The sequence below is a fragment of the Chlorogloeopsis fritschii PCC 6912 genome, from assembly GCF_000317285.1.
Taxonomy (GTDB): Bacteria; Cyanobacteriota; Cyanobacteriia; order Cyanobacteriales; family Nostocaceae; genus Chlorogloeopsis; species Chlorogloeopsis fritschii.
In genome coordinates this window covers 140045-151811 of the sequence record NZ_AJLN01000068.1, presented here as the reverse complement: position 1 = coordinate 151811, position 11767 = coordinate 140045, and the positions used below count along the sequence as shown (strand labels likewise).

The 11767-nt window shown below is 42.1% G+C and carries 10 protein-coding genes; 6 read left to right on the top strand and 4 right to left on the bottom strand.

Annotation, left to right across the window (positions count from 1 at the left end; translation table 11 throughout):
- Positions 1-86: 86 nt before the first annotated feature.
- Positions 87-1265: a phosphate ABC transporter substrate-binding protein PstS gene (gene pstS, locus UYC_RS0112765; protein WP_016878513.1), complete on the bottom strand. Its 1179-nt coding sequence runs from the start codon at positions 1263-1265 to the stop codon at positions 87-89.
- 790 nt (positions 1266-2055) lie between these two features.
- On the opposite strand from pstS, the gene UYC_RS0112760 reads away from it, so the two are divergent.
- Both UYC_RS0112760 and lspA read left to right on the top strand, forming a co-directional pair.
- Positions 2056-2643 (top strand): biotin transporter BioY, encoded by a 588-nt coding sequence (locus UYC_RS0112760; protein WP_016878514.1) that lies wholly within the window; start codon positions 2056-2058, stop codon positions 2641-2643.
- Positions 2644-3036: 393 nt separating this feature from the next.
- On the top strand, positions 3037-3513 hold the full coding sequence (gene lspA, locus UYC_RS0112755; RefSeq protein WP_016878515.1) for a signal peptidase II: 477 nt from the start codon (positions 3037-3039) through the stop codon (positions 3511-3513).
- Between the two features lie 145 nt (positions 3514-3658).
- Here lspA and UYC_RS0112750 read toward each other — a convergent pair whose 3' ends face one another.
- Positions 3659-4441: a hypothetical protein gene (locus tag UYC_RS0112750; protein WP_016878516.1), complete on the bottom strand. Its 783-nt coding sequence runs from the start codon at positions 4439-4441 to the stop codon at positions 3659-3661.
- 449 nt (positions 4442-4890) lie between these two features.
- Between UYC_RS0112750 and UYC_RS0112745 the strand changes: the two genes are divergently transcribed.
- Positions 4891-7161 (top strand): transglycosylase domain-containing protein, encoded by a 2271-nt coding sequence (locus UYC_RS0112745; protein ID WP_016878517.1) that lies wholly within the window; start codon positions 4891-4893, stop codon positions 7159-7161.
- Positions 7162-7229: 68 nt separating this feature from the next.
- On the opposite strand, the gene UYC_RS0112740 is transcribed toward UYC_RS0112745, so the two are convergent.
- Entirely contained in the window at positions 7230-8711 is a 1482-nt protein-coding gene (locus UYC_RS0112740) for a DUF4335 domain-containing protein (protein ID WP_016878518.1), read from the bottom strand.
- Positions 8708-9334 (bottom strand): DUF3038 domain-containing protein, encoded by a 627-nt coding sequence (locus tag UYC_RS0112735; RefSeq protein WP_016878519.1) that lies wholly within the window; start codon positions 9332-9334, stop codon positions 8708-8710. The genes UYC_RS0112740 and UYC_RS0112735 overlap by 4 nt, the downstream gene beginning before the upstream one ends.
- Positions 9335-9730: 396 nt before the next feature.
- Here UYC_RS0112735 and UYC_RS0112730 point away from each other — a divergent pair, with 396 nt between their 5' ends.
- The 3 genes from UYC_RS0112730 to UYC_RS0112720 all read left to right on the top strand — a co-directional run bounded on the left by UYC_RS0112730 (position 9731) and on the right by UYC_RS0112720 (position 11762).
- Positions 9731-10249 (top strand): adenine phosphoribosyltransferase, encoded by a 519-nt coding sequence (locus tag UYC_RS0112730; protein WP_016878520.1) that lies wholly within the window; start codon positions 9731-9733, stop codon positions 10247-10249.
- 66 nt (positions 10250-10315) lie between these two features.
- Positions 10316-11362 carry an ABC transporter permease gene (locus UYC_RS0112725; RefSeq protein WP_016878521.1) on the top strand — a complete coding sequence of 349 codons (1047 nt, stop codon included), beginning with the start codon at positions 10316-10318 and terminating at the stop codon, positions 11360-11362.
- A 118-nt stretch (positions 11363-11480) separates the two neighbouring features.
- Positions 11481-11762, top strand: coding sequence for a hypothetical protein (locus UYC_RS0112720; RefSeq protein ID WP_016878522.1), 282 nt, complete (start codon positions 11481-11483; stop codon positions 11760-11762).
- Positions 11763-11767 lie beyond the last annotated feature (5 nt).

Below are 11767 nucleotides of genomic sequence, written 5' to 3'. Positions count from 1 at the left end.
TCCATCAACGGTCAAAAAAGTGGGAGCGAACCACATGAGTTATTTAGTCATTAGTTTCGTTACAACCAATGACAAAGGATAAAATCCTACTTGCTGGCACTAGGACTATTGCTTGTACCAACAGCAATTTTGTAATCGGGGCTAATAGCATCCGCTGCTGCTGCCACTTTTTCAATCACGTTCTGAGGTAGAGCAACGTAACCTAGTTGTGGAGCCACTTTCTGACCTTCAGTCAAGCCATACTCAATCATCGCTTCAATTGCTTTGGCTTTTGTCGCATCAGGATATTTCTTGTAAGCCATAATCCAGCTGTAACTAATGATGGGATAGGATGCATCTCCTTGTGGATCTGGTTCAAAGGCACGTAGATTTGCCGGCAAAGTTATTGCTTCTAAGGTTTTAGATGCTGATTCATCGTTAGGTGTCACAAATTTACCAGCTTTATTTTCCAACGCTGCAAATTTGAGATTGTTTTGCTTGGCGTAACCGTATTCTATGTAACCAATTGAGCCTTGAGTTTGCTGAACTTGAGCTGTAACACCTTCGTTACCCTTGGCACCAACTCCCACAGGCCAACTGACAGTTTTGCCTTCACCAACTTTGCTTTTCCATTCAGGGCTAATCGTACTTAAGTGTTTGGTAAAAACACCAGTGGTTCCGCTACCATCTGAACGATACACAACTGTAATTGGTTGGTTGGGGAGGTTAACGCCAGGGTTGGCTGAAGCAATTTTCGGGTCGTTCCAGGTCTTAATTTTACCTAGTAAGATATCTGTGTAGACTGCTCTTGGTAGCTGTAACTGCTCAACACCAGGCAGATTATATGCCAGCACAATAGTACCAGCAGTCATTGGTAACAGTAGTACACCTTTATCCTGTGGCACTTTTTGGATTTCGTCGTCCTTCATTGCCACATCGCTAGCACCAAAATCCACGGTACCTTTGGTAAATTGCTCAACACCAGCACCACTACCAACTGATTGATAGCTCACTTGAAGATTTGGATATTTCTTGTTCAAGTTTTGGAACCAAGTTTGATACAGTGGCGCGGGGAAAGAGGCTCCAGCCCCAGTTAACCGTACATTTCCACCGAGATCCAGTTTTCCTGGGCTAGAGGCAGTAGCATCAGTAGCAGTATTAGGAGATGCATCGTTAGTAGCAGTATTGTTTTCACCACCACAAGCTGCCAAGCTAATTGCCAAAACTAATACTGAAGCTGTTCTTGATAAACGAGACTGATTAATTACAGGTGTACGGAAAAGCATGGATGTGATATCTAGTGTTTTTTACAACTAATGCCTCTACAAATATATATTCGCTTGGTTAAGGCAAGGTTAAGGCTCGTCAAACAATCACATTTTCATCCTGTAATTTGTAGAAAATTTTATTATCGTTTGCTAGCTAAAACTTGGGTAGTGTAATTTATTTGAATTAACCAATGAATCATCGCTTAGTACACTTGTACTTATTAAAGTAAAATTGAAGTGATTTTAAAAGAATATTAAATATTGATTAACTTATTTAAAATTAAAAATAAAAAACAAAAAGTCTTCAACTAATCTAGTCCACTCATGCATCCTTAAATTATGTTTTTGCATTGATATTCGATAGTTTTTACTAAAAGCATGAGCAGATGAATCTGGAAAAGCAAAGCTGAGAGCAAAAGCGATCGCCTTCAGTTTAGGTTGTCATTTACAAAATACTCTTGCTAGCGAAGAGCAGGTATAAATAGAATATTTATACTCAAACAGCAATAAAATACCATCCAGTATTTTCACGCTAATACTAGTAACTACTTATGACATACTATCTAAGATTTTAACTAGATCTATCACCGAGAATATCAATCAGTTCTAAAAAACTTTGAGTGTATAGATAAAACTATGGCAATGTCGAAAACAGACAGTTAATTGCTTTGCATCTGTACTGAACTTTGTATAATTTTAGAGTAGCTTGAGTTAGAATGCGGTGATGTTTTTCAATTAAGGATAAAATATAATACTTTATTCTAATTTTTCACTGTTAAATGAGAATTATTTGCATGAGTATTTGTAAATGTTAGCTGCATCCAATCAATTGCTATGGTCTATGATTGGCTTACTGCTAACGATGGGTGGTACCTTCTTAGAAGCCCATATCACCACCTTACCTTTAAGTTGGAGTAAGCACGGAATTCATACTTTTTCTTTGGGCGTCACTTTTCAAATTGGGGGAGTGCTGCTGGTAGGTTGTTTAGGGGGTAAAAACGCTGGTGCACTTTCACAAATCGCCTATTTAGTTATGGGCTTAACTTTGTTGCCTGTATTTGCTGACGGTGGTGGTATAGGGTATGTTAAGTTATCTCAATTTGGTTATTTATTGGGTTTTATTCCTGGAGCTTGGATTTGTGGCTTGTTTGCCTTTAAAGCTAGACCTAGTCTAGAAAGTTTAGCTTTTAGCTGTATTTGTGGTTTATTAACTGTTCACATCTGCGGTATTGGTTATTTGATTCTCAGTTACTTTTTTCAGTGGCAAGGTACGGAAACTTTATCTTTAACACAAGCAATTCTTAAATACTCTTGGTTTGCACTACCAGGGCAAATAGTTGTCATCTGCGCCATTACCCTTATAGCCTATATACTAAGGCAAATAATGTTCTATTAGTTACTAGTCAAGTTTTCATAGTTCGTATTGAAAGGCAGTCCCGATGATACAAGTTTCATCGGCGAGAATGAAAGTGGAATTTTTACTGTTCCCCCAATCCTATTGTCAAGACAGATGTTTATGTAATAAATTATACAAAAAGGAAATAAAAATCTCTTTTCTCTAGCCCCTAGCTCCTAGCCCCTAGCCCCTATTTTTAAGACAGCCGTTCTGAGTAAAATTTATTCCTTCAGGGTTCTTGCCCCTACACCCTACACCTTTTTTCAAGAAAGTTCTACTCACGCAAGTTATTGACTATTGACTATTAACCATTGACTATTGACTATTGAACGGACACTTTGCAACCTGCGGAAACTTTTCCTACGCAAGTGTTCTCCTCTTGAATAACTAGCCATGCATTTAAAAAATTCCCTCTTCTGGATCGCCGCCTTAACAGTTTTTTTCTTGGATCAATTGACAAAATACTGGGTAGCACAAACCTTTAGCTTAGGGCAGACATTGCCACTATTACCTGGAATCTTTCATTTCACCTATGTTACCAATACTGGCGCAGCCTTTAGTTTATTCTCAGGAAAAGTTGAATGGTTGCGCTGGCTGTCTTTGGGAGTAAGTTTAGCATTGATAGCCTTAGCTTGGTTTGGCCCAATTTTACATCGTTGGGATCAATTGGGTTATGGTCTGATTTTAGGTGGTGCGATGGGTAATGGAATAGATCGCTTTGTATTAGGATACGTTGTTGATTTTCTTGATTTTCGACTAATTAATTTTCCAGTATTTAATTTTGCAGATGTGTTTATTAACGTTGGTATTGCCTGCTTGTTAATTGCTACCTTTAAAAAAACACCAACTTCAAATCGCAGACCACGTTGATTTCATACTAAAACAAACAGGAGACAGCTAGCTGCGAACTGTCTCCTGTTTTTGGCTAAAATCCTTTTTGTGAATTTTTCAATTTATCAATCCAAAGACTGCTAATTTTCAAATTATGCCTCAATTACCTTGAAGCCATAATCTTTTAGTTACCAGTATTAGGAGCTGTTTCTACACCGCTAGGAACGCTAGTGGGAGGGGTATCGCTGGGAGCACTCATGCTGCCGGGAGTAGTTGTGCTGCCAGGTGTTGTTTCAGTGTTACTACCAGGAGCGGGAGTAATTTTAATTGTTCCGGGGACAGGATTTTCAGTTGCTTCTGGGGTAGGCGCTGTCTGGGAACCTGGAGTCATGTTAGTTGGGTTACTGCCAGGAGCAGGTTCAATTGTGGTGCCAGGAGTAGGTTCGGCTGTACTGCCGGGTGCAGGTTCAATGGTACCACCAGGAGTTGTTGTGCCTTCTGGAGAGGGTGATGCCTCAGGAGATGCACCAGGAGCCTCAGGAGTTATGCCCTCTGGAGAGGGTGATGCCTCAGGTTCTGCCTCAGGAGTTGTGCCCTCTGGAGAAGGTGATGCCTCAGGTTCTGCCCCAGGAGTTGTTGTGCCCTCTGGAGAAGGTGATGCCTCAGGAGATGCACCAGGAGTAGCTTCAGGAGTTGGTGTGGTTCCTTGAGCGCTGCCACCACACCGAGAGTTAAGCGGGAAACGCTTACACAAAATTTCCTGGGCTTCTGGAGAAAGCTTAATTTCTGTTGCTGAGTCAGCGGCTTCTAGTTCTTTAATTTCTTCTGGAGTCGCATTTCTTGGGTCTCCTGGTTGCGGAACTATTGGTTTTGATCTATTGCTGGGGTTTTGTTGGGCAACAACAAGGCTGCTAGTTAGTGCCAGAACCAGGCCTGTACCAATCAGGGTGACAAATTTCCCCTTCATATAACTTAACCTCAACACCTAAAACAAAGAAGTACTCGCCCCATTAAATCAAACAATGGGATCAAGGAAATCTTCCTAAAAGAGGATGTATTTTTTTAGTTTCTGGTGTAGTTGGGTATTGTGATTGTAAAATTTAAATCATTTGCTGATTGATTTATAGTTATGAAAGAACAGTACGGCAAAAGCAGTAATTGCCGTTTAATAAGGAATTATGGTAGATAATTTATAAATATCAGGATAGCAGGAATAATATATTAGACTGCAAACAGAAGTTACAAAATTAACAAAATAAATCATATTACTATATATTATCTTGGTGTCAGAGAGAATCGGGAACGAATCCGTACAGCCAACGTCTATGCGGCTCTATGGGTACAATGGTGAAATACAAACATAGAGATTGCCGTTCGCCCCGATTTTCCACTCTTTAAGCGTGGTTCGTTTAGCCGATGAGTTCTCCCCCACCTCACAAGCCACAAACATTGCTTGGTCAGATAACGCAAGCAGTACAAACAATTCAAGCTAGGGTAGATTTTTCTAAACTAGCACTCAAGCCTAATGCCAGAGTACCGGAACTTTGGGTGCAGGACGCGGGGACGGACAAAGCGGAGGTATATCCGCTGTTGGGCGATCGCTATGTACTTGGTCGCAGTTCCAAATCTTGCGATATTGTTGTACGCAACCCAGTTGTCAGTCAAATCCACTTGTCACTATCGCGAGATTCCACTCAAAGAAAACCAGTTTTCGTCATTAAAGATGAAAACTCGACGAATGGAATTTATCGTGGCAAGCGTCGAGTTACCTCCTTAGAGTTGCGTCATGGTGATATTTTAACGTTGGGGCCACCAGAACTAGCTGCTTCAGTGCGTCTGCAATATGTCGATCCGCCTCCTGTATATGTGAAAGCTGCGACTTGGGGAGCTTATGGTATTGGTGGTGCCAGTGCCTTAATGGCATTAATTATAGGCGTAGAATGGCTAAGGTTCTCTGTTAGACCTTTACCTATAGCCACTCGCGCTCCAGTGATTGTCTACGCCCGTGATGGCGAAACACCGCTACGCGAACCCCGAACAACTGCTCATATAGACATGAAGCGGTTGGAGGACTTTGGCCCTTATTTACCCTCAGCTGTCGTCGCTTCGGAGGACAGCCGCTATTATTGGCACTTTGGAGTCGATCCCTATGGAATTTTACGAGCCATATTTGTAAATACCAAAAGTGGAGATGTACAACAAGGAGCTAGCACAGTCACCCAGCAAGTAGCGCGGAGTTTGTTCCGCGAATATGTAGGCAGACAGGATTCTTTGGGGCGCAAATTAAGAGAAGCAATTGTTTCCTTTAAATTGGAGACTTTTTATAGCAAAGATTACATTTTGCTGACTTACTTAAATCGAGTGTTTTTAGGGGCAGATACTTCCGGCTTTGAGGATGCGGCTAAATATTACTTTGATAAGTCAGCTAAAGAGTTAACTTTGGCAGAGTCAGCGACATTAGTAGGAATTTTACCAGGCCCTAACAGTTTTAATTTTTGCGGAGACAACGAAAGTAGAAGAAGAGTTGTAGAATACCGCAATCGTGTGCTACGGCGGATGTTGAACGCAGGCAAAATTAAACAAGATGAGTATAACCGAGCGAGGCGATCGCCGGTTGAAGTCAGCCCCAAGGTTTGCGAAACTCAAGCCAAGACGATCGCCCCATATTTTTACAGTTACGTCTTCCAAGAACTCGAAGCAATCTTGGGAAAAGACATAGCGGGTGAAGGCAATTTTATTATTGAGACTCAGCTAGATCCCGCAATTCAATCACAGGCAGAAATAGCATTGCGCAATCATGTTAATGACGCTGGCAGAAGTTTTAACTTTTCTCAAGGAGCGATCGCTACACTTGATTCCAGCACTGGCGCTATCTTAGCGATGGCAGGGGGCACCGACTACGCCAAAAGTCAATTCAATCGTGCTTTCCAAGCTCAACGGCAACCTGGTTCCACCTTTAAAGTTTTTGCTTATGCCGCCGCCTTGGAGCAGGGAATTTCACCAAATGCAAGCTATTCCTGCAGTCCCTTAACTTGGCAAGGTTTTACCTACAAGCCTTGTCGGGCAGGTGCTGATATTAGCTTAGATATGGCAACTGGGCTTGCTCAATCAGAAAATCCCATTGCCTTGCGGATTGCTAGGCAGGTAGGGCTAAATAAAGTCGTGAGCATGGCACGGCGGTTAGGAGTCAGGTCAGAATTAGATCCAGTGCCTGGATTAGTATTGGGACAAAGCGTAGTTAATGTTTTAGAGATGACTGGCGCTTTTGGTGCAATTGGCAATCGCGGCGTGTGGAATCGCCCCCATGCAATTAGCCGGATTTTAGACAGTAGTGATTGTAAGGATCGCAATGATTTAAAAACTTGCCGCGTCATCTATTCTTTCGATCAAGATGCCGATGCGAATAGACGGGTACTGAAAACTGAGATCGCCGACACCATGACTCGTTTACTACGCGGGGTAGTAACAAATGGTACTGGTACTCGTGCTGCCATTGGCGATTTCGCCGTATCTGGAAAGACAGGTACAACCGATAAGAACGTTGACTTGTGGTTTATTGGTTATATTCCCAGCCGCCGCATGGCAACCGGCGTTTGGCTGGGTAACGATAACAACTCTCCAACATCTGGTAGCAGTGCTCAAGCCGCTCAGTTGTGGGGAAATTATATGCGTAGAGTAGTTCGCTAGAAAAGGTGACAGGTGACAGGTTACAGGTGACAGTTTTTACTATTCCCTGTTCCCTGTTCCCTGTTCCCTTACTTATAACCCTGCCAAGGAGTAACTAACAGCTTGCCACTAGGCTGGAATACTACTTCAAAGTGAGCCAGGGGTTCTTTAGTGTTGGGTGCTGCAACAGTAGAACCGTAAACGCTGTGGAACATTCGCGGCAAAGGTGTTTCCCGGAAATAGTCAAATGCCACTTGATTTAGTGGTTCATAATCGGCAATAATGCCATCTTTATTAATTGCAACGCGATACTTCAAATCGCGTGTATAACTAGGAGTGCCTTGCCAATTTTGGCGAACAACACTATAAAGCTTTTGATTTAATTCTTTGATTTTATTGGAGTCAGTAATTTTTTGCCCGGTAACATCAGGCTTTTTGGTATACCCGCGCCAAGGACTAATTTGGAGTACACCTTCGTTGGTAAAGACGACTTTAAATTGAGCGATCGGTTCTTTTGTAATGGAAGTACGATTGGCAGGATTTTCAAGCAAATTAGGTAAGGGGGTTTGATTAACTACCTGATTTGATTCAGAATTAACAGCTTTATAACCAACGATCACACCATCTGCTGCTACGCCGACACGAAACACTGCATCTTGCTTTAGTGCTTGGCGATTTTTCCAAGTAGGATTGATTTGGTTATAAATTTGACGATTTAATGCCCGTAATTGGGATGCATCTGTAATTTCAGGAACTGTATTTAAAAGTGCTTCTAAATTTGGAGCAGTAGGCGACGGGGTAGGTGTAAGATTTTTAGTCGCTGCGGTAATCGGTGTCGGAGTTGATGTTGAATTAGCAGCTATTGGTTGATTGGTAAAAGGTGAAGGAGTGGTAGCAACTGGTTCAGAAGTGTTGGCGCTGGGATTGGTAGAACTAGAAGATTGCTGTTGAGTTTCTGGCTCTGGTGAACGCACATCGGGAGGTGGAATCATGCCAAAAGCGATCGCTGCTGCTGCTAAACTAGTCGCCCCTACACTAGCTGGCAGTGTCTGTTTGAGCAAGGCTTGATTGTTACTGCCATAGCGTCTGGGAACCGGTTGTAACTCTAGTGATAGCTCTGGTAAAGTTTGGCTGTCAGCAAAAAATTGGTCAACAGCTTCCACTAAATCAAATAACTGCACTGTGTTCAAATCCATTTGCAGCGGCTGCTTACCGTTATGGGAGCTAACCTCTAAATCCTGACCGGGAATTTCTGAATGTACAATCAACCTATGACGATTGACATCTATTTTTTGCAACTGCACCAATTCTGACTCAAAGTTGTGAGCTTGGGGATGGTTAACATTGCTCAAAAATTCTTGAGCATAGGCACTAACTGTCCTTGTCAAACTCTCAAAAAATTCTCGTCCTCCCGATAAAGGCTGACGATAACCAGATAAGTAACATTCTGCATTCACCAATATTGAAAGTGCAGGACGTAGTTCTTGATACTGTGCAGTCCTGGTAGCATCACTGAGACCTTCTAAAACTAACGTGCAATTGGGTAGGCTGTACTTACGTTGAATATTCATTCTACTTCACCGTCAAAAAGGCTAATCCAGAACCGCTGCATTCCAGCCGTACCGGTACAAAATAGTAATTTAGCTAATAAATCTATAGCCAATTCATCTAATTTTTCATCTGAATTTAATGCCAGTACACCAGAGCGTCGCGGGTTCATTCGGCTTCTAAAATGCGCTCTAAACCGTTCTAAATAATTAGATAAACGTAAATTTTGTTCTAGGGGAATCTCTTTTTCACTGAGCTGTTGATATATCATCAGCATTTGGCGAATCACAACTGTTAACCGCCGCGCTAAATAGCAAGTAATTACTACTAAGGCTTTTGCCTCCATAATGCTTAAAGGACGGCGGATATGTGCTCGTCTTAAAGGGTTGGAGCTACGCATTCGCCACAAATTCACCCTATCTTTGATGATTCCTTTTAAATCCAATTCTTCGGCAAATGCCAGAATCGCCTCTGAACCGCCAAGTTCTAAAGCTTCAATTGCTAGTAAAATCAGGTCAATTTGCATCCGCGTTTTTCTGGGGCATCCCTTTCCTTCAATGGCAGGATCGGGCAACGAATCTAGAATCATTGGCGGCGATTGGGGGGTTGGACTATTAAAAGGCGTTACACTAGCGGAGACATTCATTATAAATACCTTGTGCGGCTGCGACAGACTTGGTAAAACTAATTTAAGATAGATAGGTTTATTGAGAAATGTTTACTTGTGGCAGTCAAATAACTGCCCGACTATGATACATACATTAGTTACTCTTTCTATTCAAATATTTCCGCATACACAGCTTAAAGTTTTCAAAGCATAAATTTTATTTTTTATTGTTTATTGTTGTTACTATCACTCCATCCTTAGCTTGGTGTAGATTCCGATAATCGTCAATGGATAGCAACAGAGTGCTAATTCCACGCGTATGACATTATAGTGTACGATTTGTCAGGTATCTGCCCGCAACCACCCGATAGATTCCTATCGGCAGATGGGAGCAAGGATCTACTGCTGTACCTTGATCAAAGCTATCTTTAATCTATGGATCTGAAGTCTCTGATTCGTGATATTCCAGATTTTCCTAAACCCGGAATTGTATTTCGGGATATCACTACACTTTTGCGCGATCCAGAAGGTTTGCGCCATACTATTGACTTATTCACACAAAAGATTCTCGATGCCGGGCTGAAGGCAGATTACGTGGTGGGAATGGAGTCACGAGGCTTTATGTTTGGCACGCCTCTGGCTTATAAAATCGGAGCAGGTTTTATCCCTGTTCGCAAACCAGGTAAGCTACCAGCAGCAGTGCATTCTATTGAGTATGAACTGGAATATGGTACAGACTGCTTGGAAATGCATCAAGATGCTTTGCAACCAGAGTGCCGAGTCTTGATTGTAGACGATTTGATCGCCACAGGTGGAACCGCCAGTGCAACAGCACAGCTAGTACAGAAAATAGGCTGCGAACTGGTCGGGTTTGGGTTTATCATCGAGCTACGGGATTTACAAGGGCGTAAAAATCTGCCGGACGTGCCGATTATCACCCTGGTTGAATATTAGTCATTGGTCATTGGTCATTAGTCCTTGGCTAATGACTAAGGATAAAGGACAAAGGACAAATCACAAATGACTACTACGAGAATTTCCTTGGAGGCAAGTCGGGATTGGCTGGTAAGGCTGATTACAAGTGAGACTTTTCTTTATGTCATCAAGCGAGCATTGCAGGCTTTGTTGACTTTGTTATTGGCGTCGGCGTTGTCGTTTTTTATCATTCAACTTGCTCCTGGTGATTATGTAGATACGCTACGGCAAAACCCGAAAATTTCTCCGGAACGCATTGAGGAACTTCAGCAACAATTTGGATTGGATAAATCTTGGCCGGAGCAGTATTTTCTTTGGCTTTGGCGAATTTTGACTAAAGGAGATTTTGGCACAAGTTTTGTTTACCAGCGCTCCGTAGCCTCACTGATTTGGGAACGAGTACCTGCAACTTTGTTATTGGCGATCGCATCTTTGATTGTTACTTGGGCGATCGCTATTCCTTTAGGCATTGTTGCTGCCGTAAAACAAAATCGTCTTACTGATAGAGTTTTGCAGGTAGTTAGCTATGCTGGGCAAGGATTTCCCAGTTTCATCACTGCCCTATTACTATTAATTTTTGCCCAAATGACAGCCCCAGTTTTCCCAGTTGGTGGCATGACTAGCATCAATCACGGTGATCTGACATGGTTTGGTAAAATTCTTGATATCGGCTGGCACATGATTTTACCTACCATTGCTTTGAGTATCACCAGTTTTGCTGGTTTACAGCGCATTACTCGTGGAGAACTACTCGATGTGCTGCGCCAAGATTACATTCAAACAGCCCGTGCTAAGGGATTACCAGAGAATCGAGTTATTTATGTTCATGCCCTGCGTAACGCCATTAACCCCTTGATTACTTTATTAGGTTTTGAATTGGCAGGTTTACTAAGCGGTGCATTCATTGCCGAATTTTTCTTCAACTGGCCTGGTTTAGGAAGGCTAGTATTACAGGCAGTACAAGCTCAAGATTTATATTTATTGATGGCAAGTTTGATTATGGGTGCAGTATTGCTGATAGTGGGCAATTTAATAGCAGATTTACTGCTGAAGGTTGCCGATCCTCGCATCCGTTTGGAAAATCTCAATTAGTTATTTGTTAGTAGTTAGTAGGTAGTAGTTAGTAGTTAGTAGATGGTAGGTAGTTGTTTACCACTATCCACTAACCACTATCTACTATCCACTATCCACTAACTATTGACTCTTGAATATGTTTTCAGAAGTTTATTATCTCATACGGTCAAAAACTGACGGTAGTTATCTTGCAGCCAGACCAAACTCAGAAAAACTGGGTTATTTGTTGTTGTTTCGCGAACATTTTGATGCCTTGAGCTACCTCAACACCCATGCTACAGAAGTAGCAAGCCGCTTTGCAGTGGAATCTATTCCCGGCTCGCAAATAGGAAATTTGCTCAAACGTTGGGGTTTTCTCGGTGTGGGTGTTGTTTGCGATCCTTTATTGCCAAAAATTGAATTTTTACAGAAAAGTTAGGTTGG